The organism is Phaeobacter sp. NW0010-22, from assembly GCF_040365955.1.
GTDB lineage: Bacteria > Pseudomonadota > Alphaproteobacteria > Rhodobacterales > Rhodobacteraceae > OMPR01.
In genome coordinates this window covers 566,044-590,407 of record NZ_BAABWT010000001.1, presented here as the reverse complement: position 1 = coordinate 590,407, position 24,364 = coordinate 566,044, and the positions used below count along the sequence as shown (strand labels likewise).

Annotated in this window: 23 protein-coding genes and 1 pseudogene; 5 read left to right on the top strand and 19 right to left on the bottom strand. The window is 53.6% G+C overall.

The window, feature by feature from the left end; genetic code table 11:
• The first annotated feature begins 54 nt into the window (after window positions 1–54).
• Window positions 55–1,269 (top strand): multidrug effflux MFS transporter, encoded by a 1,215-nt coding sequence (locus ABWV33_RS02650; RefSeq protein WP_113822956.1) that lies wholly within the window; start codon window positions 55–57, stop codon window positions 1,267–1,269.
• Between the two features lie 60 nt (window positions 1,270–1,329).
• Window positions 1,330–2,730 carry a helix-turn-helix domain-containing protein gene (locus ABWV33_RS02645; RefSeq protein ID WP_113822955.1) on the top strand — a complete coding sequence of 467 codons (1,401 nt, stop codon included), beginning with the start codon at window positions 1,330–1,332 and terminating at the stop codon, window positions 2,728–2,730.
• 72 nt (window positions 2,731–2,802) lie between these two features.
• Here the strand turns inward: ABWV33_RS02645 and ABWV33_RS02640 are convergent, their stop codons facing one another.
• From ABWV33_RS02640 to ABWV33_RS02610, 7 genes are all read right to left on the bottom strand, one after another.
• Complete coding sequence (locus tag ABWV33_RS02640) at window positions 2,803–3,042, bottom strand: HP1242/YdcH family protein (protein ID WP_113822954.1); 240 nt, start codon at window positions 3,040–3,042, stop codon at window positions 2,803–2,805.
• Between the two features lie 104 nt (window positions 3,043–3,146).
• The gene (locus ABWV33_RS02635) at window positions 3,147–3,773 is read right to left on the bottom strand and encodes a thermonuclease family protein (protein ID WP_353329019.1); all 627 of its coding nucleotides are present in this window, start codon (window positions 3,771–3,773) and stop codon (window positions 3,147–3,149) included.
• Window positions 3,774–3,848: 75 nt separating this feature from the next.
• On the bottom strand, window positions 3,849–5,507 hold the full coding sequence (betA, locus tag ABWV33_RS02630) for a choline dehydrogenase (RefSeq protein ID WP_164622537.1): 1,659 nt from the start codon (window positions 5,505–5,507) through the stop codon (window positions 3,849–3,851).
• A 96-nt stretch (window positions 5,508–5,603) separates the two neighbouring features.
• Entirely contained in the window at window positions 5,604–7,112 is a 1,509-nt protein-coding gene (betC, locus tag ABWV33_RS02625; RefSeq protein ID WP_353329018.1) for a choline-sulfatase, read from the bottom strand.
• Window positions 7,109–7,681, bottom strand: a complete 573-nt coding sequence (betI, locus tag ABWV33_RS02620) for a choline-binding transcriptional repressor BetI (RefSeq protein ID WP_113822951.1) — start codon at window positions 7,679–7,681, stop codon at window positions 7,109–7,111. Before betI ends, betC begins: the two co-directional genes overlap by 4 nt.
• 90 nt (window positions 7,682–7,771) lie before the next feature.
• Window positions 7,772–8,683, bottom strand: coding sequence for a DMT family transporter (locus tag ABWV33_RS02615; RefSeq protein ID WP_251134199.1), 912 nt, complete (start codon window positions 8,681–8,683; stop codon window positions 7,772–7,774).
• A gap of 40 nt (window positions 8,684–8,723) precedes the next feature.
• Entirely contained in the window at window positions 8,724–9,329 is a 606-nt protein-coding gene (locus tag ABWV33_RS02610) for a LysE/ArgO family amino acid transporter (RefSeq protein ID WP_353329017.1), read from the bottom strand.
• 89 nt (window positions 9,330–9,418) lie between these two features.
• Here ABWV33_RS02610 and ABWV33_RS02605 point away from each other — a divergent pair, with 89 nt between their 5' ends.
• The 3 genes from ABWV33_RS02605 to ABWV33_RS02595 are packed head-to-tail and all read left to right on the top strand — an operon-like array spanning window position 9,419 to window position 11,927.
• Window positions 9,419–10,303 (top strand): LysR family transcriptional regulator ArgP, encoded by an 885-nt coding sequence (locus ABWV33_RS02605; protein ID WP_353329016.1) that lies wholly within the window; start codon window positions 9,419–9,421, stop codon window positions 10,301–10,303.
• Between the two features lie 39 nt (window positions 10,304–10,342).
• Window positions 10,343–11,035 carry a nitroreductase family protein gene (locus ABWV33_RS02600; RefSeq protein WP_164622547.1) on the top strand — a complete coding sequence of 231 codons (693 nt, stop codon included), beginning with the start codon at window positions 10,343–10,345 and terminating at the stop codon, window positions 11,033–11,035.
• 49 nt (window positions 11,036–11,084) lie between these two features.
• Window positions 11,085–11,927, top strand: a complete 843-nt coding sequence (locus tag ABWV33_RS02595; RefSeq protein WP_353329015.1) for a COG3904 family protein — start codon at window positions 11,085–11,087, stop codon at window positions 11,925–11,927.
• A 6-nt stretch (window positions 11,928–11,933) separates the two neighbouring features.
• Here ABWV33_RS02595 and ABWV33_RS02590 read toward each other — a convergent pair whose 3' ends face one another.
• The 12 genes and pseudogenes from ABWV33_RS02590 to ABWV33_RS02535 all read right to left on the bottom strand — a co-directional run bounded on the left by ABWV33_RS02590 (window position 11,934) and on the right by ABWV33_RS02535 (window position 24,350).
• Entirely contained in the window at window positions 11,934–12,935 is a 1,002-nt protein-coding gene (locus ABWV33_RS02590; protein WP_353329014.1) for an isopenicillin N synthase family dioxygenase, read from the bottom strand.
• Window positions 12,936–13,800: 865 nt separating this feature from the next.
• On the bottom strand, window positions 13,801–14,472 hold the full coding sequence (locus tag ABWV33_RS02585) for a class I SAM-dependent methyltransferase (protein WP_353329013.1): 672 nt from the start codon (window positions 14,470–14,472) through the stop codon (window positions 13,801–13,803).
• Window positions 14,473–15,582: 1,110 nt separating this feature from the next.
• Window positions 15,583–16,308, bottom strand: coding sequence for a MarC family protein (locus tag ABWV33_RS02580; protein ID WP_353329012.1), 726 nt, complete (start codon window positions 16,306–16,308; stop codon window positions 15,583–15,585).
• Window positions 16,309–16,369: 61 nt separating this feature from the next.
• Window positions 16,370–17,301: pseudogene (locus ABWV33_RS02575) on the bottom strand (IS5 family transposase).
• Between the two features lie 117 nt (window positions 17,302–17,418).
• Window positions 17,419–18,138 (bottom strand): DUF1214 domain-containing protein, encoded by a 720-nt coding sequence (locus ABWV33_RS02570; RefSeq protein ID WP_353329011.1) that lies wholly within the window; start codon window positions 18,136–18,138, stop codon window positions 17,419–17,421.
• Window positions 18,139–18,204: 66 nt separating this feature from the next.
• Window positions 18,205–18,666, bottom strand: a complete 462-nt coding sequence (locus ABWV33_RS02565; protein WP_353329010.1) for a DUF1254 domain-containing protein — start codon at window positions 18,664–18,666, stop codon at window positions 18,205–18,207.
• 200 nt (window positions 18,667–18,866) lie between these two features.
• Window positions 18,867–19,028, bottom strand: coding sequence for a hypothetical protein (locus tag ABWV33_RS02560; RefSeq protein ID WP_353329009.1), 162 nt, complete (start codon window positions 19,026–19,028; stop codon window positions 18,867–18,869).
• Window positions 19,029–19,110: 82 nt separating this feature from the next.
• Window positions 19,111–19,266, bottom strand: coding sequence for a DUF1214 domain-containing protein (locus ABWV33_RS02555; protein ID WP_353329008.1), 156 nt, complete (start codon window positions 19,264–19,266; stop codon window positions 19,111–19,113).
• Window positions 19,267–20,124 carry a DUF1254 domain-containing protein gene (locus tag ABWV33_RS02550; RefSeq protein WP_353329007.1) on the bottom strand — a complete coding sequence of 286 codons (858 nt, stop codon included), beginning with the start codon at window positions 20,122–20,124 and terminating at the stop codon, window positions 19,267–19,269.
• Between the two features lie 647 nt (window positions 20,125–20,771).
• Window positions 20,772–22,559, bottom strand: a complete 1,788-nt coding sequence (locus tag ABWV33_RS02545) for an IlvD/Edd family dehydratase (protein ID WP_353329231.1) — start codon at window positions 22,557–22,559, stop codon at window positions 20,772–20,774.
• A gap of 173 nt (window positions 22,560–22,732) precedes the next feature.
• Window positions 22,733–23,500 (bottom strand): HpcH/HpaI aldolase family protein, encoded by a 768-nt coding sequence (locus ABWV33_RS02540; protein WP_353329006.1) that lies wholly within the window; start codon window positions 23,498–23,500, stop codon window positions 22,733–22,735.
• A gap of 49 nt (window positions 23,501–23,549) precedes the next feature.
• Complete coding sequence (locus ABWV33_RS02535) at window positions 23,550–24,350, bottom strand: NAD-dependent epimerase/dehydratase family protein (protein WP_353329005.1); 801 nt, start codon at window positions 24,348–24,350, stop codon at window positions 23,550–23,552.
• Window positions 24,351–24,364 lie beyond the last annotated feature (14 nt).

The following is a 24,364-nucleotide window of genomic DNA, read 5'->3' as shown; positions in this document are numbered from 1 at the left end:
TATTAACCACACGTAGTGTTGGACATCTTTCAAACGCGGGCATAGATGCGAAGTATGCAGTCCGATCCCGCAACAACCGCCCCCCACCGCAGCCCACCAAAGATCGCCACGTTGATCCTGCTTTCTGGGCTGTCTGCGCTCGGAATGAACATCTTTCTTCCCAGCCTACCCAATATGACGGAATACTATCAGACCGATTATCGTCTGATGCAGCTTTCGGTCGCGCTCTATCTGCTCGTCAACGCGGTGATGCAGATTTTGATCGGCCCCCTCGGAGACAAGGCAGGTCGGCGACCGGTTATCTTGTGGGGTCTGTCTCTATTCCTTTTGGCAACGCTGGGGTGCATTTTCTCACCCACAGCTGAGATATTCTTGTTCTTCCGTATGTGCCAAGCCGTGATCGCCGTCGGCGTTGTTCTCAGCCGTGCAGCAGTGCGCGATATGTACGAACAGGATCAAGCGGCCTCGATGATTGGCTATGTCACGATGGGCATGGCTGTTGTTCCAATGATTGGCCCGGCACTTGGCGGTGTATTGGATGAATGGTTCAGCTGGCACGCCAACTTTTGGCTTTTATTCGGGCTCGGCGTAATCACACTGGCGCTTACCTATTTCGACTTTGGCGAAACCGCGCACAAAAGCGGCAAGACACTCGCCGCCCAGTTCAAAGAATACCCAGAGCTGCTCAAATCTCCGCGCTTTTGGGGATACTCACTCGCCTGCGGATTCTCGTCTGGTTCCTTTTTTGCCTATCTTGGCGGCGCACCGTTTGTTGGGACCGTTGTCTACGACATGTCCCCCAGTGAATTGGGCTTTTTCTTCGGAGCCCCGGCTGTTGGGTACTTTGTCGGTAACTTCATCAGCGGGCGTTTCTCTACGCGCATCGGCGTGAACCACATGGTGCTTTGGGGATGCTGGCTGAACGCGATCGGTGTTGTGCTTTCCGTGATCGTGATGTGGGCGGGGTACGGTTCACCGCTCAGCTTCTTTGGTTTCATGACCTTTGTGGGTCTTGGAAACGGCATGTCGATTCCAAACGCAACGGCGGGCGCGCTGTCCGTACGGCCCCATTTGGCCGGCACGGCTTCGGGTCTGTCCGGGGCAATCATGTTGGCAGGTGGCGCTGGCCTAAGCGCCCTTGCCGGGGCTTTGTTGGGTCCCGAAACCGGCGCAATGCCGCTACTGTACCTCATGGTTGTGACCGGCCTTTTTGGTGTCGTTGCGATTTCTGTTGTTATCAACCGAGAACGTCAACTTGGCCTGCAATAGGTTGCACTGCCCCCTTTGCAAAGTTAGCTTAGCCAATAGGTAAACTTGCAAAGGTACCCTATGGCCACCCAGAAACTCTATGCGGGCGCAAAGCTGCGTGAGATGCGTACACGTCTAACGCTGACCCAGAAAGACTTTGCCGCCAAGCTTGGCGTTTCGTTGCCTTATCTCAATCAGATGGAAAACAACAACCGCCCGGTCTCGACCACAGTTGTTCTGGCACTCGCTCAAGAATTCGGCATGGATGTAACCGAGCTGAGCACCGGTGACAGTGAGCGGCTTGTCTCTGACATGCGTGAAGCCCTTGCAGACCCGATTTTTTCTGATGCCATTCCCCCGTTGGCCGACCTGCGCCTGACCGCTTCAAACGCCCCTGCGTTGGCACGTGCGTTCATTGAACTTCACAAAAGCTACCGACAGACCCACGAAAGGCTTGCATCGCTGGACGAGGCTTTGGGGCGAGAGGATGCACAAATCCAAAGTTCACCTTGGGAAGAAGTCCGAGATTTCTTTCACTACTGTGACAACTATATTGATGCGGTTGATCGGGCAGCGGAGCGCTTTTCAGAACGCGCTACCCCAAATGGCGGCATACGCGCTGCCGCCTTTGAACGCCTGACAGGAATGGGGATCCGCATCGAATTGAGCGATACCCCGACCCTGCGCAGCTATGACGCCGTGACGCGAACCCTCCGCCTGTCCTCCCGCATCGCCCCTCAAACTCAACTCTTTCAACTGCTGCTGCAGGTTGCTTTGCTCAGTCAGGATAAACTGCTTGAGGCCACTCTTGATTTTGCGCGCTTTCAAAGCGAGGAGGCCCGCTCCATCGCCAAGATTGGATTGGCCAACTACTTTGCGGGCGCGGCCCTCATGCCCTACACCCAGCTGTTAACCGCTGCCAAAGAAAGCCGCCATGATTTAGAAGTGTTAAGTACGCGGTTCGGGGCTTCGGTGGAGCAGGTGGCGCACCGTCTTTCAACCTTGCAGCGCCCCGGCGCCAAGGGCATTCCGTTCTTCTTTGTCCGCGTTGATCAAGCAGGCACCATCACCAAGCGGCATTCGGCAACACGTTTGCAATTTGCCCGGTTCGGCGGCGCTTGCCCCTTGTGGAACGTGCATCGGGCGTTTGAAACGCCGGGGCATTTTCTGCGGCAACTTGCAGAAACGCCTGATGGCATTCGTTACATTTCCCTTGCCCGGGATGTGTCGAAACCCGGTGGCTCGTTTGGTGCCCCGGTGCGCCGCTATGCCATCGCTTTAGGGTGCGAAGTCCGCCATGCCGATGCTCTGGTTTACGCGGACAATATGGATGTATCCAACGACAGCGCCTACGAACCCATCGGTATTTCATGCCGTATCTGTGAACGCAAAACGTGCCATCAGCGCTCCGTTCCGCCGCTGGAACGACGGTTAACCATCAATGCGGATCAACGCAGCATCCTCCCTTATGAGGTAAACTAACCTCCAACGCAGATGATCTTGCAGACACAAAAAGGGGGCCGTCGGCCCCCGATCTCTTGATATGTTAGCAAATCAGGCTTTTGCCAGAATGCCCCAGATCTCGTCTTTCAGAGCCGAGCGTTTTTTGCGCAAATCAACCTCTGCCAACTCTTCAATCGGCTCAACGTTGGTTTCGGCGCGGTGCACAGCGCGGTTCACCTCGTGATACTCATCCGCCAGTTTGGCAAAATGCGCATCAGACTGCTTCAACGCGCTCATGGCGGCCACTTTGTCTGGGAATTCTTCTGCCAGTTCATGGGGGGTGTGAGACATCTGTTCGCTCCTTATTTCCGGTTTCGAACACAGGCTAGGACAGCCAGCCGCCGCTCACTTTGACGCGGATCAAATTCGCACCCCAAACACCACTTTTTTCGCATCTATCTGTAGGCAGCCCGCCAACCTTTACGACGGGCCTCAGCAGCGTTGCAAAACCACCGCTCGCCCTTTTGTTCGCTAATCCGTGTGCGTGCATAAAACTGCTGTCCGGGAACGTGAAAAATTCGTTCCCCGTTGGAGGAAATATTGCCTTTGATCTGACAAGTCCGATCACGTTGGGGCGCACGTTGGCTGTTGCGATAGACCCACGGCGGGTCGACTCGTCCCTCGTGAACTCCGCGCTGTTGCGCGATCGCGGCCTGCTCCGTTCCGATATAGGCGACTGAGTATTTTCTGAATGCAAACGCCAACCCCTGCGCGACCAACTCCCGTCCGGCATCAACTCCGTTCACCGAACATCGAGCGACGGTCCGGCCATAGTGATCTTGCGTTACCGCTTCGCATTTCGCCTGCTGGCCTTCATATTGCGCCCGGGTCTGCTGGGTCGCCCACGCACCACAATTCCACTCTGCGCCATCGCTCCTTTGGCACGGTTGGCCGGCCTCTGGGGCATCAATACCGTGCAAACGCACACGCACCGCCCCCACATCCCAGGTATCAGTGTCAACAATTCGAACAGGACCAGAGAATTCAGCACTGGCACCCAGAGGTGCCAATGCTAAAATCAAACAAAAATAGTATCTTAGCATAGATCAGATATGCGCGGCCAAAGCCGCGCATTCAACCGCAGCTGTTAAGAAAGGTTAACGCTGCGCGGTTTCCCACTCAGGGTGAATCCAAGGCTGATCATTGGCGCGCGCCAATGGGTCCTTACCCAACAAATGATCCGACATTTTTTCGCCCACCATAATCGACGGAGCATTCAAATTGCCGTTGGTGATCCGGGGAAAGATCGAACTGTCGGCAACCCGCAATCCGTCAACACCAATCACGCGGCCTTCGGGATCGACAACTGCAGTCTTGTCATCCGCACGCCCCATCCGACAGGTCCCACAGGGGTGATAGGCGCTTTCCGCGTGCTCTTTGATAAACCCATTCAAATCCTCATCGCTTTGCAACGCATCCCCCGGCTGAATTTCATGACCAGCAAAGGGCTTGAATGCATCCTGACCAAAGATCTCGCGCGTCATGCGAATGCAGGTGCGGAAATCCTCCCAATCCTGTTCTTTGCTCATGTAGTTGAACTGAATCTTGGGGGCATCTTCCGCCCTGTTCGAGCGCAGCGTCACCGCCCCCCGAGATTCCGATCGCATCGGCCCAACATGGGCTTGGAATCCGTGCCCTTCGGCTGCGGCTTTGCCATCATAACGCACCGCAATCGGCAAGAAATGGTATTGAACGTCGGGATACGGAATGCCCGGTTTCGAGCGCAAGAATGCAGCACTTTCGAATTGGTTTGACGCCCCTAACCCGGTCTTCGTAAACAACCATTGCGCCCCAATCACACCTTTGGAAATGAGGTTCCAATGCTTGTACAACGTGATGGGTTGAATGGCTTTCTGCTGGATGTAAAGTTCCAGATGATCTTGCAGGTTTGCGCCCACGCCGGGGCGATCCGCGATCACGTCGATACCATGTTCTGCCAGATGTGCCCCCGCCCCGATCCCCGACAACATCAACAGTTTCGGCGAGTTGATCGACGAAGACGCCAGAACCACTTCACGACGGGCCCGGATCACCTCGGTCTTGCCACCGCGGGTGATTTCGACGCCAACCGCACGCCCCTCTTCCATCACCACGCGTGTCGCCAATCCGTTCACCAGATCACAATTGGGACGCTTCAAAGCAGGCCTCAAATAAGCATTTGCCGCAGACCAGCGCCGCCCTTTGTAGACGGTCTGCTCCATCGGGCCAAAGCCTTCTTGCTTTTCGCCGTTGTAATCGTTGGTGATTTCGTAACCAGCCTGTTGGCCAGCATCCACAAACGCCTTGAACAAGGGGTTGGACCGTGGTCCACGCGTGACATGCAACGGACCATCCGTGCCGCGCCACGTCGGATCACCGCCATGCCCACCGTCATCCCAACTTTCCATCCGTTTGTAATACGGCAGCACATCGGCATATGACCAGCCATCGGCCCCCATGTCAGCCCAATGATCAAAATCCATGGCATGCCCTCGGACATAAACCATGCCGTTGATCGACGATGACCCACCAATAACTTTACCGCGCGGACACACAAGTCGACGTCCGCCCAGATGCGGTTCAGGCTCTGACTGATATCCCCAGTCGTAGCGCGACATATTCATCGGGTAGCTCAGCGCGGCTGGCATCTGAATAAACGGGCCAGCATCAGTGCCCCCGAATTCGATAACCAACACCGAGGACCCCGCCTCGCTCAGCCGATAGGCCATAGCACAACCGGCGGACCCGGCCCCTACGATGACAAAATCTGCTTCCATTTCTTTGGCTCCTGGCAAGCCCACCGACATCGCCCCCACTCAGGGCGTTCATTTCGTGTTGGTCCCGGCGGGATTATGGTTGTTTACGTCGAGAGGTTACTCACCGCGTGGAAAGCGTTTATCTTCCTCAAGATTGTCGAGATTCATGTGATTGCGCATGTACCGTTCCGAGGCTTTTTGCAGTGGTTGATAGTCCCATGGATAATACCCCCCCTGCCGGAGCGCCTCGTAAACGACCCAGCGACGGGCCTGACTTGCACGCACGTCGGTATCGAATTTATCCAGATCCCAACGCGCCTCTGATTTGGCTTTGATCGTGGCCAGTGTCCCAGCGTGCGCTGGATCATCTGCAAGGTTCGACAACTCGTGTGGATCGTTTTCCAAATTGAACAGCTGATCCGGGTCAAGCGCGCATCTGTTGTATTTCCAAGGACCATACCGTAACGAAACCAAAGGCGCATAAGATGCCTCGGCCGCGTATTCGATGGTCACCGGCTCTGTCCGCTCGGCACCTTTGGCAAGCCCAGTCAAATCCTGACCATCCGTCCAAGGGGCGATTTCCTCCATCGAAACACCTGCAAGCGCCCCCAATGTCGGGGTCACATCCAGCGTCGATACTGGCGTATCTATGCGGCCAGCTGGCAGATCAGGTGCGGAAATCATCAAAGGCACGCGCGCAGAGCCATCATAAAAGCTCATCTTGAACCACAACCCACGCTCACCCAGCATGTCCCCGTGATCGGACACAAACAGGATGATCGCTTCTTGCCGGGTGGTTTCCAACACATTCAGGATCTCACCGATCTTGTCATCAAGATATGAAATGTTGGCAAAATAGGCCCGGCGCGAGCGGCGGATATCTTCTTCGGTAATATTGAAACTGCGCCAGTCATTTGCATCAAAGATACGCTTGGCGTGGGGGTCGTGATCTTCATAGTCCATCGCTGGAACTTCTGGCAGCAGGTGTTCGCAATCTTCGTACAGATCCCAGTATTTTTTGCGTGCCACATAGGGATCGTGCGGATGGGTAAAGCTGACCGTCAACGCCCAGGGCCGGTCATCCAACCCACGCGAAAGTTCGTACAGTTTAGCGGTCGCATTGTACGCAACTTCGTCATCGTACTCCATCTGGTTCGAGGTTTCTGCAACCCCTGCCCCAGTTACCGACCCCATATTGTGATACCACCAATCGATCCGCTCACCCGGTTTGCGGTAATCTGGCGTCCACCCAAAATCTGCTGGATAGATGTCGGTTGTCAGGCGATCTTCAAACCCATGCATCTGATCTGGTCCGACAAAGTGCATTTTACCCGACAAACAGGTGTAATACCCCGCCCGACGCAGATGGTGCGCATAGGTAGGAATATCCGAGCGGAACTCGGCCGCATTGTCATACACCCCTGTGCGCGACGGCAATTGTCCTGACATAAAAGACGCCCGTCCCGGCGCGCACAAAGGCGACGCGGTATAAGCATTGGAAAAGCGTGCGGATTGGGCCGCGAGCTTTTTCAAATTGGGCGCATGCAGCCAATCCGCTGGTCCATCTGGGAACAACGTTCCATTTAGCTGATCAACCATCAAGATCAGGATATTGGGTTGGCTCATTGTCCGGCCTCGATCATAGTATTCAACACACGCAGCGCGTGATTTACGGCAAGTTGGGGCTCTTCGGGCGCGCCAAGGGCTGCGCGAATATAAAGCCCATCGATCAGTGCGATCATGTTCTCGGCATTCTCAACCGGATCCACGACCAGCGGGCGCAAAGCGTTCACCAGATTGGAGCGCATCCGCGCCTGATAGATCTGCCAAAGGCGCAAGGCGTCATCATTCGTTTGGGCCAGAACGTAAAAAGTCATCCAAGCCGCAACGACATCGGGGGTAAAACAGGATGGCGCAAAACAAGCACGGATAATGGCCTGCGCCCGCTCGTGTTTCGGCGCTGTGCTCAGCTCTTCCCGCGTTTCAGCGCCAAAATCAGACAAAATCCGTCGCATAGCAGCCAGAAAGATCTGATCTTTGCCGCCAAAGTAATGATGCGCAAGCGCGCTGGATATCCCGGCGCGTTTTGCAATTTGGCTGACGGTTACATCCAGAGACTTGGTTACACCCAGCTCAGCAATCGTCGCACGTACGATCGCATCCCGCCGAATTGGCTCCATTCCAAGTTTTGGCATTCCGCCCTCCGCGATTACGTTTCATAAACGCTAGGGTTTTTTTATTGACTCGTCAATCAAAGACCTAATCAGGTCTTCCAAACGTTCATTTCAGAGCTTAGGCGCGATGCTGTGCGGCGTGATCGCGCGGCGCTTTAGGACTGCTTCGCGCCACGTGATGAAACTCACCGAAGCCAAGATCAGACTCCCGCCTGCTACGACCCAGATATCGACCCCCTCGTCGAAAACCAGAGCCCCGAGCAGCGTAGCCCAGATCAGCTGTAAAAACGTGACCGGTTGGGTGACCGCTACCGGCGCGGCTTGCAACGCCAGCGTCATGAAATAATGCCCAGCAGTCGCAAAGCAAGCAACAACAAAAAGCACACCGATATCCGACCAACTGGGTGGGGTCCAAACCGCGATGGCAAACGGGGTCAGTGCAATCGTTACCCACACCGACAACATGGTCAGAACCACCGCAGGGCTGACCTCATCAACTGTGACCTTGGCCAGTAAATAAGACCCCCCAAGCAGAAAAGCGGTCGCAAGCATCGCGAGGTGGCCTGATGAAATCTCACGAAACCCCGGGCGCAGAATAATCGCGGCGCCTATTACTGCGACAATCACCGCTGAGATCCGGCGCAAAGCCAGTTTCTCCCCCAAAAATATGACCGCCCCCAATGTCACGTAAACCGGGGTCAGGTAATTCATAGCAGTCACTTCGGCCAACGGAATTTGCGTCATGGCAAAGAACCACAGCATGACCCCAACCGAGTGAAGCGCCCCGCGGATACTGAACAGCGCCCAATGTCTGGGCGTCAGTTTTGCATTCAACAATGGGCGAATGGCTGGCAGCACAAATACCAAACCCAACGCATAGCGCAGAAACGACGACTGTATCGGATGTAGACTTGTCCCGAGGGATTTAACCAGTGCGGTCATCACAACAAAGCTAAACCCAGCTGCGAGCATCCACATCATTCCCGCAAGGGGCCGAGGTTCAGAAGTGATGGTTGTTGTCATACAAACGGTTGAACACCCAATCGAGGCCGGGGGCAAGACTTCACATGGTAACTAATTTCAGGGCAATGCCCCACATCGTTAGCCCAATCAACGCGTCCAACACTTGCCATGCCCGTGGACGCGCAAAAACGGGGGCCAGTAATCTTGCGCCATACCCAAGCGCAAAGAAGAAAACAAAACTGGCTGTCATCGCGCCCAGTGCAAAGCTGAGCCGATCATCATACTGCGCAGAAATCGAACCGATCAAAACGACGGTATCCAAATAGACATGCGGGTTCAGCCAAGTGAAGGCGAGCACCGTCAGCAAAACGGTCCTGAGCGCCGTCTTGCCCCCGTTTCGCGGGTCCGCTTCTAACCCAGCATGGCTGCGCCAAGCACTGATCAGGCTGCGGGTTCCGTACCAAACCAAAAACGCAGCCCCGCCATATCGCATGACCGTTTCAAAACCAGGGACCACCTGCGCCAAAGAGCCAAAGCCCGCGACACCCGCAGCAATCAGGATCGCATCAGACACCGCGCAGGTCAGCACAACGGGCAGCACATGTTCATGACGCAGACCTTGGCGCAGAACAAATGCGTTTTGCGCCCCAATGGCGAGGATCAGGCTGAATCCCAAGGCAAATCCGGGAAAGAAAGAAGAAGTCATGTGCGCTCCGTTCAGTAGGTCTGCATTTGACTACGAACTATCGGCGCGATAATCCAATTAAAGAAACTGACCTAAATTAAGGATTGCTAATGCAGTTCGACCCACAGCAGCTATCTGCTCTTTCAGCCATCCTGCAACGAGGAAGTTTCGAGGCCGCCGCCGCCGATCTGTCGGTAACCCCGTCAGCGATTTCCCAACGTATCAAAGCATTGGAAGACCGAGTTGGGGTTGCTTTGATCAATCGCGCTACGCCGTGTACCGGCACGCCAGTAGGCGTTCGCCTTGCTAAACATGCCGAAGACGTCGGGTTGCTTGAAGCACAATTGAGCCGAGAGCTGTCGCTGGATGCAACGCCCGGCCCCGCACGCCTGAAAATTGCAGTCAGCGCAGATTCACTTGCGACGTGGTTTGTAACAGCAATGGCTGCGGTCCCTGATGTGCTTTTTGATTTGGTTATGGATGATCAGGACTATTCCGCAGACTGGCTCAGACGTGGGGAAGTCAGCGCGGCCATCAGTGCAACAACGAAACCAGTGACAGGATGTGACGTTATTTCATTGGGCAAAATGCGATACATCGCGACGGCCAGTCCCGGCTATATGGATCAGTGGTTTCCCGATGGGGTGACTGCGCCCAGATTAGCGCAGGCCCCGTGTCTGACGTTCAACGCCAAAGATGGTTTACAAAAGGCTTGGATCGACGCGCAGTTTGGGCGCCGCATCTCTCCACCGACACATTTTTTGCCGTCCACACAGGCGTTTGTAGATGCGGCACGGTTGGGGCTTGGCTGGGGTATGAACCCGGCACAATTGGTACGCGGTCCGATCCGCAATGGCAGGTTGACTCCTTTGATCGCAAACACCCCTTTGGACGTGCCGCTCACATGGCAAGTCAGCCGCATCATGGCCCCCGTCTTGCAACCTCTGACACAAGCAGTTCGCGCCGCTGCGTCCAAAGGGTTGATCCCAGCCTGAGCAGACCTAATAATGGGGAACCCCATCGGAGATCTGTGCATGTTTGCCCGCGAAGCCTTGACCTATACCACCCTGCCCTTGCCAGACCGCGTCGACCTGACGGACGAAGAAATGCGCACCGCAGCGTCGGAGTTTTACGATGTAATGCGTAAGCGGCATACCGTGCGCGACTATACCGATCAGCCGGTGCCACGTGATATCATCGAACGTTGTATCGAAACCGCAGGCACTGCTCCGTCAGGTGCAAACCATCAACCCTGGCATTTCGTGGCCGTGGCAAACCCCGCTTTGAAACAGCGCATTCGCGAAGAAGCCGAAGAAGAAGAGCGCCGCTTTTACGAAGGCGGTGCTGGAGATGAATGGATAAAGGCGTTGGAACCCATTGGCACCAATGCTGTCAAAGAACACCTGACAATTGCCCCTTGGCTGATCATAGTTTTTGCCCAGCGTTGGGGGCAATTCGAAGACGGGACCCGCTACAAGAACTATTATGTGCCTGAAAGCGTGAACATCGCGACCGGCTTTTTGTTGGCCGCCCTGCACCACGCCGGGCTTAGCACCCTCACCCACACTCCGAACCCGATGCGGTTCCTGAACGAAGCGTTGGGTCGCCCTGCATCCGAAAAACCCACCATGATCATCGCCGTGGGGCACCCAGCCCCAGACGCAACAGTGCCGCAGGTCGCCAAAATGAAAAAACCCATGGATCAAATTGCCACCATTCTAGAGTGACGTTGTCTTTGTAATTGATCCACGGGGCGAAGCCGCGCACTGTGGCAGAATGCAAAGTGATCCAGCCTCTTTGGCGCGTGTTTTCTGGCTTTGGCTGGTCGTACCACGCGTTGCTATTTATGCTGCTTTGACGGCCGTTGGGGCGGTTCTAACTCTCCCCTTGATCCCGCTATACATCTTGATGGTTTGCGACATCGCCTTCTTCTTCTGGCAAGCCATGCGTTTTCAACGCGCGGCAGATGCTTATGTCTCTGGACTTGGCAGCATGATCCCGGTTTGGGGCGGCTATCTTGCGTTGTTGCTGGCGGCCTCTTTGATGAGTGCGCAATGGTGGGGGTTGGGTCTCGCGGCCTATGCCCCGCCAGAGGCTGAGCTGTTTACCGATCGGATGGATCGAGAACACGCCGCCACATATGCCCTCACGGTGTCTGAAGATGGTGAAACCATGCTGCTTTCTGGCGATATCACCTTTGGTCTAACCAAGCGCGTAACAGACCTCATCGCCGCGAACCCAAACTTGCAATCTGTAAGCCTGACAAGTGAAGGAGGCCACATTTACGAGGCCCGGGGGGTCGCCCGAGTGATTTTGAGCCAGAAGCTGAACACACAGGCCGTCGACACCTGCAATTCGGCATGCACTCTGGTTTTTGTCGCCGGCACCAAACGCAGTCTCGCCCCTGGGGCCAGTCTTGGATTTCATCAATATGCCCTGAACTTTGCCACCGCCCTGCCCCATCTGGACTTGCAAGAGGAACAGGACAAGGACCGTGCCTTCTTCCGCGACCAAGGGGTAAGCCCGCAATTTCTGACCCGGATGTTCGACACCCCAAGCGCGCAATTGTGGTCTCCCACCCGCGCCGAGGCAACAACCGCCGGACTGATCACCCCCTAATCCCGATTAGCCGAATGTTGCGGCCAAATGCGGGAAACTATCAAGAAACCGACCGAACTTGTGCCGACCACATGTTACCGGATCATAACGGATTGGGTACTCAGCGCTGATGCAGCTTGGGATTGGGGCAAATTCCGCATCATAGTCCGCATCAATGAAAAACGGGATTGAATAGCGTTCGCGCCCGCTGGTGTTCACAACCCGGTGAAGATTTGCAAGGTAGACGTCATTGGTCAGCCGTTGAATTAGGTCCCCGATATTGATCACAAAGGTTCCCGGAATCGGCGGTCCGTGTACCCAAACCCCATCGCGGTTCATGACCTGCAGCCCGCCGACATCATCCTGCGCAAGAATGGTCAAATTTCCGTAATCCGTGTGCGCCCCGATCCCCATCACGCTTTCATCAATTTTGCCAGTCTGTGGTGGATAATGCAGCAGGCGCTGAATGCTGATCGGATTCAACATTTTCGCGGCAAAGAATTCGGGGGGCAAATCCAGGCTCAGGGCGATCCCCCGCAGCAGGATCAGGGAGAGTTTTTTCATTTCCTCATGGTAGGCATAGATTGCAGGTTGAAAGGTAGGAAGCTGATCTGGCCATTGGTTGGCCCCAAAAAACGGCACCTCATAACCCGGCGTTTCAGGCCCAATATCAAAGCATTCTTTCAAGTCTTTCGTTTTGGCGGGGTCAGTATTTTCCCCGAATATTTCGATGTACCCCCGCATTGCAACGCCAGAGTTGCCGACATGCAGCACCATCTTGTCGTCGTTGGGCAGATCGAAAAACGCCTTTGCCTGCGCAAACGCTGCCTCAACAACGCTGGAGGGAACACCATGGTTCTTCACATACATGAAACCGGCATTGGACAAAGCCCAACGGATTTCTTTGGCAACACTAAAGGGATCGCGACCATCCACCAAAGACGCAATATCGATCACGGGTATGGCATCAAAAGACTGGCGCGTGGCACGCAAGCTATCTGCAAGTTGGGTCAAAGCTGAATCAGGCAAGGCGATCTCCATGTTATGTCGCCAGAAACAAGAAAGAGCCACGCGCTGACAATTGTGAAAAAATTCGACCTACATGAGCTCAGCTCAAGTTTCAGATGCCATGTGCTTTCTTGAAGCGTTAGCGCTTCCCTACATCATCAGGATGTTCGCCTGTGAAAATTGCAAAGGGTGCTCTCTCTCTTTTGAAAGAGATCTTTGAGCATGATGGAGAAAATCCCAAATTCAGGAAAAACAACGGACATCAGAGCTACCCTCTGTAACGGCTTTGTTGCACAAATCGGGTGAAGGGCGATCTTCCCGTTGCGGCCTACTTCAATATCAGCTTGTACAGTGTTAAACCCTGCACAACCCGTCAGAGTAGCTCCTACTCCTTTTGGTAACCGCTTCAGTTATTTGAGTTGTTTCACACCCGTTCCACACTCGCCTTTGGGCTTGAGCCAATGGCATTTTCAACGACCTAGTTCTACTTTTCGCGAAAATAGATTTGTTCCGTCACACCGACTGTCTGGTGGTGTCTGCCTTGGACGTACCAGACTCCACAAAATCTCGATCTGCAAAAATTTGAACAATTTATTCGGACTTAGGTCGCTTAAGCGCCTACTAAACTCCTGCGCATTACTCAACATAAGGGGGGACCACTGTTGGGAGCGAGCTCTAGGCAGGAGATCCCAAACAAGCTAACGGCTGAAGGACCGGAGAATTGAATTGTCTCGGTAATCGCAAATCTTCTTTAGAAATGCGGCTCAGCAGACAAAACGACGCTGAGCATAAATAAAGTAGATGTGAATGATATGTGCTGAATATCTATGTTCAATCAAGAATAGCCATGACCTGATGATCTCTGAGGAGATGGCACGGAAACGCTTTAGAGGATTTCGACTGCGACCTGCATATCAGAAAACGCTATATAGCGATATTTAATGCCGACATCACTGTTGCAAACCGACTGCCAGGCCTTGAACTCACCGTTTTTCCAGTTTGGGTATCCGTGGTATTCATCAAAGACAACGATACTTCCTTTGACTAAGCGGTCTGCCAAACTTTTGAGGACGTACAGCGCACTTTCGTATGTATCACAATCAATATGGCATAAGCGGATAGGGGCAGGTTCTTTTTCCAAAAAAGATGGTAGTGTATTCTCAAACCACCCTTTGTGCAGCGTTACGTTGTTTTCAACCTGTGGAAGGTTTCCACCAAGATCAAATGCACCCTTTGGCAAATGATAGCCTTTCCAATCCTCTGCCAAGCCTTCAAAACTGTCAAATCCGTGCACTTCTTGGTTGGAGAATAACCTAGCGAAGTGATTGATAGATTTGCCCTTAAAGACACCGAACTCGAGGACTAAACCATCATTCAAATTCGCAGACTTAGCTGAGTAGCTCCAAAGCTTTGCCAGCTGGTCGAAGATCATTGCTGTATCAATGTGCTGCTCGATATAATCTGCCGACTCAAGGATCGAGCGCTCGCGCAAAATTTGATAAACACTTAACTTGTATGCGCTTCTACCTATCTGATTTAGGAGACGACGGTCGTTCATATAATATCCAATTCTAAGCTCTATCTAGGAGATCTGGCCACCTATACGACAACCGAAGTTAAAGTAGAAAACCATGTTTGTTACAGGGTTAAAACATAGATTTGTCACTGGCGACCAAACAACCGGTTACAAAACAGCGTCGTATCGTATCTAGCTAATCACAGATCGAAGCTAGTCCCCTTGCCACCCGCTGGGCAGGCAGATTGTGTTGGAGGCTGTAACCTGCAGCGAGACCTAGCGTTTCTATTGTTCTCGCATCCATTGGCTCTCCCTACCCTCCGAGCCCCTTGCTTGGTAAATTCATGTCTTTAAGTTAAGACGCTTCGCACCGTTCCAATGGCCTTAGTTGGATTTGTTCTTAGTGGTTGTGTCCTTGTTTTCTCTTCTCACAACAAAATTGTAACACTGAAATGCACCCCATGTCATACACATAAGATCCGATCAGGTTTTCCTTTTGCTTGTAAAAGTCGAGATCGACAGAAACTGAATCTCGGTGTGGTCCCTCGAAGCTAGAAAGGCCGCGCTGTCCGCGCTCTAGGGCGCGGCAATTCCATCCTGTATTCCGTACCAACTGAGATGAGTAACAGGCTTGCGTCGGGAGTGATCAGTGTCTTCCTAAAGCGCAAAATCATGTGGTCTGCTTTATTGAGTTTGTCTCCGTGACCAAAGCATATAAAACCTTTTCAAATAAAGCTTAGGTCACTTGAATTAGCTCCAATAGGCCCGCGAAGCGGGACTTTGAGGTCGCCGACGTGTACAATATTTGAAGGTAATCCGTTGGAGTTGATCAAGAATTTGATGTACGGTTTTTGATTTTCAGGTCAGACATTGGAAATCAACTTTCTGCGCTTAAAAGATATTGGGATGTAGCGTGGCACCCGGCAAGCCGGGTTCAAAGCCGTCATTGGGTGCAGTGCAACATCCGCTGTTTTCTTGGTCAGTTGGCCGACACTCCGGTCTATAGCCTACACTCTGAGTGGTCCTGTCATTCTACGATCGCACCTCGCATTGCCGCAATTCGCTGCAAATTCAGGGTCAGGAACTCCTAAACCTCACAGTCTGTCGACATTCCCAGCTATCGGAAATTGCCAGTCAGAAAGTGGCCGGCTTTTAGACTGACCCTGTTCGAAGAATCTCTAGGATGGCGGTCAAAACTGCGTCCGCCGCAACTGATGCCAAAATCATTCCCATCACACGGCTGATAATCGCTGCACCAGAGTTGCCAATCAGTCGAATGATCGGTTCAGCCATTAGCATCGCTACAAAAGCGGCGAGTAGAACCGCGACCATAACCATGGCCGTTACAGCCTGACTTAGGATTGAGAACTCATTGTTGTCCGTTAGAAGGACAATTGCCAGCATCGCGCCGGGCGATGCCAGTGAAGGTACCGCCAACGGGAAGATCGCAGGTGAGGGGCGATCCTGCTTTGGGCGCTCCTCATCCAGTTCTTTCGTATTGAGATCAGTTTCTTGCTTCGGTTCGCCAAATATCATGGTGAGCGCGAAAAGGAACAATACAATTCCACCGGCCACCTGAAAAGACAGCAAACTTATGCCAAGCGCGTCGATAAGCAGTTGCCCCAGTATGAGAAAGAACAACAAAACGCCTATGCTAACAAATGTTGCAGTAAACGCTGTCGAGCGGCGGGTCGCAGCATTCATTCCAGTTGTGACCGCGATGAAAACTGGAATCGTACCAATCGGATCAATAACGACCCAAAGTGTTATGAAGCTCTCAAGAATATTCATGGCTTCAAAGCTATAGTAGAAAACACTGAAGTCACTATAAAATAGTGTTCGTGTTAATAAATTTCTGCTTTGGCTGGCAGCAGTCATCCGTAAGGGCTTTGTTGCACAAATCGGGTGAAGGACGTTCTTCCCCTTACCGCAGACGGATTTAGCCTACGGCCTCAGTGATAGGTATGCCAAGAGCCGTGTAGCGGTTGAGGACGGCGATGCGGATTTGGAATTCCGCGACTTGCCTGTCGAAGTCCCGTGCCATGAGCGATTGGCCCATTAGTTTCAGGCAACGCATCTTGGTTTCGACGCGGCTTCGGCGGTGGTATCCGCTCCAGCGTCGCCACACAGTGCGGCCCAGATATCGTTGTGCGCTGACCGCGTCGTTCCGCGCTATGGCTCCGGCGCTCGTCGGTTTCCAGGGCTTTGCGTTCTTACGCGGAGGGATCACCGCATAGGCGTCTCTAGCGGCAATAGCCTCGTGACTTTGCGCGTGTCGTACGCTCCGTCTGCGGTGACACTGCCGATGTCTTGGCTGGACGGAATTTGGTTCAGGAGATCGGGCAACACGGGAGCATCCCCGACGCCACTGCTGGTGATCTCGACCGCCCGAACCTCCAACGTTTCCTCGTCAATTCCGATGTGAATCTTGCGCCAGATACGTCGCTTTGAGCCGCCATGCTTGCGGGCATTCCACTCACCTTCGCCCTCCGCTTTGATGCCTGTGCTATCAATCAAGAGGTTCAGCGGGCCAGTTCCGCCGCGATATGGTAGTCTTACGTTCAGCGTTCGCTGACGGCGGGAAAGGGTACTGAAGTCTGGCACTGCCCAATCCAGCCCTATGAGTTGCAGCAGGCTTTGCACAAAACCCGTGGCCTGCCCCAATGGCAGTCCGAACAGCACTTTCAAAGTGAGACAGGCTTGGATCGCAGCATCACTGAAGTTCTGTTGCCGTCCACGCTTGCCGCTCGGCGGTGGCACCCAAACCATCTCGGGATCAAACCAAATAGACAGTGAGCCACGGCGCTTCAAACTGTCATTGTATGACGACCAGTTTGTCGTCTTGTATCTTGTAGGAGACCAACTGCTCATACACAGCAGCTATCATGCTGGATTCATGAGGTGAATCCTTCATGGGATTTGTGCAACAAAGCCCCATTGCCACTTCACCATTCCATAGGTTCGATATCGGGCAGAACCCAAGCGTCATCAAAAATGGGTTCTTGTGGGCCTTAGATACGCAGGAAAGTGAACCAGCCTTTGCCCGGGTTCGTCTTGACCCGCTGATTTTCTTTCTCTTGAAGGCGCGTTTTGTCCAAAGAAGATGTCATAGGAACCATCTTCTTTCGGTTGTGGGTCTTTGAACATCGTGCGCACTGCACCGCGACCAAGATCGGTGTCGATTATCGTCCTCGTTTCAGAGGCGCAGACTGTCTCCGACAAAAGGAGCTTTTTGGGAATCGGGCCGGGAGCTGTGAGTTTGTAGGCCTTTGTTCCGTCCAGATAGGCGCTGTTAGAGCCGCACGGAGTGTAGAAATAGAGCGATCGGGGTCTGACTTCACAGCAACAGATCCTGGCCGATATTCCAAATGCCTTGAAGAAGAAGTGATCATTCCAATCCAAGCCCCGGTAGTTGACTGTTTCGAAATCTTTGGTTTCCGGATTCAGAGGTCCTATCAACGGGATGAACTCCCCGTTGCGGTCAGGCCAGGTCAGACTTTCGGGGTGTCCCTTGGCAAAGAGGTTGACGTTCATTTTGGCCCAAGCGGTCATGGCCGCGTCGGTCAGAATAGTCTCCATGCGGGCGTCTGGCTCGAACGCCTGGCCTTTCGGGATGCCACCTAGATTAGGCAAACCAGCCATGAAGCGATGCCGCGGTAGAGCGATCTCATGATCGATGACGGAGTGAAACTGACGCCAGTAGTCCATCGACATTTCCCATGTCAGCATTGGCCGAGGCGCCGGATTGACCTCGACTTCAACGATTTCGTAGGTCTATGCGCTGGCGTCATTCCCCAGCGCATAGACCTTTAGCTTGCGTGCAAGCGCGACTGCCTCATCATAATGACCGGTCGGGACGGCGACGCGCATCAAAAGTATTAGTTTCCTAGTCTGACTATAGTGCGGTGTGTACCCGTCCAGAATATCACCGTCATAGCCGGGCGGCATCAGCAAATCCTTTTCGCCCATACCCTTGCCCGATCCGATGGTGCTCATGTCGCCGAACCATTCCATGTGGTGGTTGTCCAGCGTGCCCATGTAGGGGCCTTCGGGAACCTCGACCGCCATGGGGCCGGCTTGGTTCAAATCAAAAAAACCTATCACATAGGGCGTGTCCGGATTGGCAATCGAGAACTGCTGTTCGGGGTCCTGTGGCATGATGATGCCCACCTTGTTCGGGCGGGCGCCGAAGGGTTCGAATTGTTGCATCACCGCTTCGATGGCGCGCCGCAGCATTGTCGCATCCCGCGGGCCCTGAATCGTTTCCTCGTTGGCGGGAAAACCACGTTCGAAGGTGTATGGATTGGTTTCGGTCCGGACAGGAGACGAGAGAACGCCGAAGAGAGCAGCTGATAGAACTAGTCTTCTTAGCATGTTTCGATGACCCTTAATACGCAAGTATCAAGCCGCCGCGTCTAAGCGCTGCGACCTTCGGGTCACTTTGTGATGTCCGAGATGTCATCGACCTCTACACCCGTCGACAGCTTGTACTCGTCGTTGAAGAACGACGGCTCGGCTCCAAAACTGCGCAAGTACGGGAACCAGCCGCGCCCCGGCTGGATGTACACATAGTTGGCTCCAGCCGTCGGGCGGCGCATCCGGGCCGACCATTATGGTGATGTTTACATCTTCATTGATGCGTAGACCATCCGTCCGACTGCCAACCGTGGCTTTGCCACCCTAGGTTACTTCGCGGTTGTCCAAAATTCTCTGGGTGTCGGTGTCGAAGGCCACTATGGACCAAAACAATTGGGTCGGAGGATCCTTTGTAATTGTGATGACGTAGTTGTTGCTTCTGATCATACGATTGCCGCCATCGTTGCGAAACTTGACCATTTAGTCCTTGTAAATATACGGCACGGTCATGGCTGGCGATGTAACGATCGCCTCATAGGTGTTGCGTGCACGTGGATCGAATGTATCATAATGCGGCATGCACTGCGTGTACTTGATACCTTCTCCCCAAGGTCCGCCCAGCACCATGCGCCGGTTGTTCTGGCGCAACACGCCCTCGATGCGCTCGTCATACACAGACGACTTGGCCATCAACTCGCCCGTTATGGCTCCATCGAGCACGATCTTCGCCTGCCGTTCGGTCGGCTCGGACGGCTTGCCTTTCTCAATGCCTTGCGTCTTTAGCCAATACATGAAGAACCGATCCTGACCCCGCACGGTTTCCTCGTTGATAGCCAGATGCAGCAACTCCCAATAGGCCATACCGCGCGGCTGATAGTTGGGCACGTACTTGTCCTCACCCGAGATGATCTTGCCCACCGACTCCTCACTAGCACTGTAGCATTTGAGCTGTTCGCTGAGTTCCTTGACTTCGTCAGGTGTGCCGATCAGTCGAGCCAGAACAAATGCCTGATCGGTTTGGACCCGGACAATCCGTTGGTCATTCACCGGATAGGGGAGCGTGTCGGGTGGTGTATTCGGGCCGACGATCGCGTGAACGCCACCCTTACCATTATTGGGGCCGAAAAGCCCAATACCACTTGGGTCCTGCTCCCACATATCGGCTATCATGTCGACAGCAACACCCTTGGGCATTTCCAAAACAACAGGCGCTTCACGAGTGTCTCCAAATCTCCAAAAGTACTCGGGAATCTCGTTAAGTGGCAGAATACCACGGCGCTCATTATACGTACGAACATGGACAATGGTGTTGTAGTCGTAGTCCTCCAGCGCGCCCACATAATCCTAATGCCAGCGCGTCATGGCGACCAGCGGAAGGCCCCATAGATACAACTATGTCGCCCGTTGGTGGTCGAGGATGTCGTGGAGACACTCGGCTTCGCCCACCGCTGGAAAGCTGTGGTCCAATTCGAAATTACCAAAGAAAGTATCCTCCGTGCTTGTTGGCGGCATGAGTTGTTAGAATTCCTTCTCAGATTGCAGGGGGATTTCTTGGGCTAGCCCGGGAAGAGCGAACGCGATCAACGCCGTTGTCGCCCGTGGCAGGCCATCGAACACCCAAAATGTTGCATTGCAAATGGAGGGCCTCTTTCATTGTCCGGTCTATTTGTGTCGGGACACTTGGGTTGCTTCTTTCATTTCAGAAGCAAGAGCGCTGGACACGCCGTTTCCCCCTAGAAAAGTGCGGTGTGAGGCAGGCATTTGGGGAAATTCGTTTGCCATCGGTAGAAACGGAATTTTTGTAACAACATGATACGAAAAGAACGCCAACCTCGATGCTCCCACGCATGCGTGCAATCAGGTCTATCTCGACCCGAGGTATCCTAATAGTGGTGATCGTCGTCATCACCGAAATCTAATTAAGAACTCGAATTGCGTGTTTGATGCCGCAAACGACCCCGCTGCGGGCCCGTAACCTATTTAACTTAGTGATTGTCTCGAGGCAGTGATTTGCGCGCAATGTCACGATAAGTGTCAGCGTCCTCTAGGGTCATACCTTTGTCAAAAGGTTGCACCAGATCACGGAAATACTGTTGCCAAGGGGATTGGCTTTCTGGCACCGGATATCCACCGTTTTGTATTAACAGGTCTTTGCGGCGTATCAGTTCCGCGTCGGAAATCAGAATGTTGACCGTGCAGGCGTTAAGGTCAACGCGGATCCGATCTCCTGTTTGCAAAACTGCCAGACCACCATTATCGGCCGCTTCCGGTGCAGCATTCAGGATTGAGGGCGAGCCAGAGGTGCCGGATTGGCGCCCATCACCAATGCAGGGCAATTCATGAACGCCCTGCTTCAAGAGATAGGAAGGCGCGCGCATATTCACGACTTCTGCACCGCCGGGATACCCTTTGGGGCCGGTTCCGCGCATAACAAGAATACAACTGGTGTCGATATCCTGAGATGGGTCATCAATGCGCTTGTGAAAATCTTCGGGCCCATCAAAAACAACCGCGCGACCCTCAAACGCATTGGGATCATCGGGATTGGACAGATAGGTTTGTGCAAATTCTGGCCAGATGACACTGGTTTTCATCAACGCGCTGTCAAATAGGTTGCCCTTTAGATTGATGAACCCTGCCTTGATTTTCAGCGGTGCATCAACGGATTTGATGACGTTGGAGTTTGTGCTGCGCTGGCGCGCACAATTGTCGGCTATGCTATGCCCATTGCACGTTGTGGCCTCTGCATGAGGTAGGCGACCAGCTGCAATCAGTTCTGCGACCACGGCAGGAACACCGCCAGCGCGGTGATAATCTTCGCCCAGATATTCGCCCGCCGGTTGTAGGTTGACCAAAAGTGGCACATCGTGCCCCAAGACCTGCCAGTCATCATTATCAAGCGGCACACCCAGATGGCGGGCAATAGCATTTAGGTGAATAGGCGCATTGGTGGATCCACCAATGGCGGAATTGATCACGATAGCATTCTCAAACGCCGCGCGGGTCATGATGTCAGACGGGCGCAAATCCTCCCACACCATTTCAATGATGCGTTGTCCGGTCTCATAGCTGATCTGACCGCGTTCGCGGTACGGGGCCGGAATGGCCGCCGCGCCTGGTAGTTGCATACCGAGTGCTTCGGCCAGGCTGTTCATGGTGGTCGCGGTTCCCATTGTGTTGCAGTAGCCCACCGAGGGAGCAGAGGCTGCGGCGACTTCCATGAATTCATCAGAGGAGATTTCTCCAGCAGCAAGACGTTCGCGGGCCTTCCAGATAACAGTGCCAGAGCCTGCTCGCTTCCCCTCGTGCCAACCATTGAGCATCGGCCCCACGGAAAGAGCGATGGCTGGGATGTTGACCGTCGAAGCTGCCATCAGAAGCGCCGGTGTGGTTTTGTCACAGCCAATCATCAACACCACGCCATCAATCGGGTAACCATACAGCGATTCAACCAAACTAAGGTATGCCAGATTGCGGTCGAGCATGGCGGTGGGGCGTTTGCCGGTTTCCTGAATGGGATGGACCGGCACTTCGATGGCTGTGCCTCCTGCTGCGATGATCCCGTCGCGCACCCGTTTGGCCAGCTCCAGATGGTGGCGGTTACAGGGGCTTAGGTCGCTGCCTGTCTGTGCTATGGCGATGATAGGTTTGCCGGATTGCAATTCTTCACGCGTGAGCCCGTAATTGAGATAGCGTTCCAAGTAGAGCGCGGTCATTTCCGGATCTCCCGGATTGGCGAACCATTGGCGTGATCTAAGGTTTTCGGGCTTCATACGTGACACAGGTGCCTCCTAAATCTTGGTCTTGTGTCGGCTAGAACTTTCGACCATTGATGATTTCAAACAGCGCCAAAAGCGTGTTTTCAACGTTGAGCAGTTCGTCATAGCCAAAGCCTGCCTGGCTTGACGTGTTAAAAACGTAATTCCCAAAATTCACCGCCAGCAAATCATGACAAGCCATCGCGAACCTGGGCCAAGGCGCCTTTTGAAGCAGCTGCCATCAAGCGGGCATCCGACGCGATTGTGACGAACTGGAAACCCATTTCGATGCGTTTCAAAGCATATTCCGGTGTTCCATTATGGCAGCCAGCGAACTTTCCATACTCTTTTGCCTTAGCCGCTATCATTTCGATGGCTTCGGCCACGGGAGGCTCGACATCATCGAATGCCGGGCGGCAACTTAGTGCCAGGGAAAGATCCGAAGGTCCGATGTACACTGCATCGAGACCAGGAACCGATAGTATTTCTTCGAGGTTGTCGAGGCCTTGCAGGGTTTCGATCATCGCGAAGACGACGATCGTGTTATTGGCGTGCTCTGGGTAGTCCGGGCCACCGTAGAGGAGCCCTCGGATCGGTCCGAAGCTTCTTGTTCCTTCAGGTGGGTAATGTGTCCACGCCACAAGGTTCTCAGCATCTTCCCGGCTATTGATCATTGGACAAATAACGCCGTAAGCCCCGGCATCGAGCACCTTCATTAAAATACCGGGCTCGAGCCACGGCACTCGCGTAACTGGGACAGTATCGGTTGTTGAGATCGCAGTGAACATCTCGACCGCCTTCTGGTAGTCGATTAAGCCATGTTGGATATCAACAGTAAGTGTGTCCCATCCTTGGTGCGCCATGGTTTCGGCTGAGAAACCGCTTGGGATCGACAGCCATCCGTTGACGACAGGCCGTCCGGCGGCCCAGTGCTCTCTAATTTTGTTTGGTCGCATCAATTTACCTTTTCAGAATGTCTGTAAAAATGGCCCGATCTTTTTCACACTATTCCTCAAGAATGCCCTGCCCACAAAATTCCCCGCCCTGATATACTGCGGATACTTCGTCGTTCGCAGGTTGGGTGCATTCGGCATCGATACGGGCGCGAAACGCCTCGGAATTGTCTTTTGGCTTCCACCCCAGAAAGCTTGTTTCGCGATTATCCCACCAAGATGCGTCGTTGTTCGAAGCACCATAGATAATCGGACATCCCAAGCGCGGAATTGCGAAAACACTCTCGATAAGAGATATCAGGTCATCGAAACTCAGCCACGTTGCTAGCATGCGGTGGTTCTTTGGTTCCGGAAAAGACGAACCAATTCGGACAAGTGCTGTCTCGATCTCGAATTTCTCGAAGTAAAGCCGCGCGAGAGCTTCTCCGAAGACCTTTGACACGCCATAAAGACCATCGGGCCGTACCTGTGCGTTGGCATCTAGCCTCGTCGTCTGTTCATGAAAGCCAATCGCGTGATTTGAACTGGCAAAAAATATCCTCGGCGTTACCGACGATTTTCGGGCCGCTTCATAGAGATTGAATACACCGTCGATATTGGAATGCTTTATAGTTTCCCAAGGTGCTTCGATCGATTGCCCCCCCATGTGAACAATCCCATCGCACCCCTCAACCATGGCCTCAACCGCATCTTTGTCGCCTAGGTCACAATACACGATTTCTTCATTTTCACCGGCAGGGCCCACATCCTCGCGCGCGCCAAGACGAATGGTTGTGGCGAGGCCCTGCAAGCGAGACCGACAAACCGACCCAAGGTTGCCATCAGCACCGGTTATCAAAAGTTTGTTTAGCACTTTGTATATCTCAC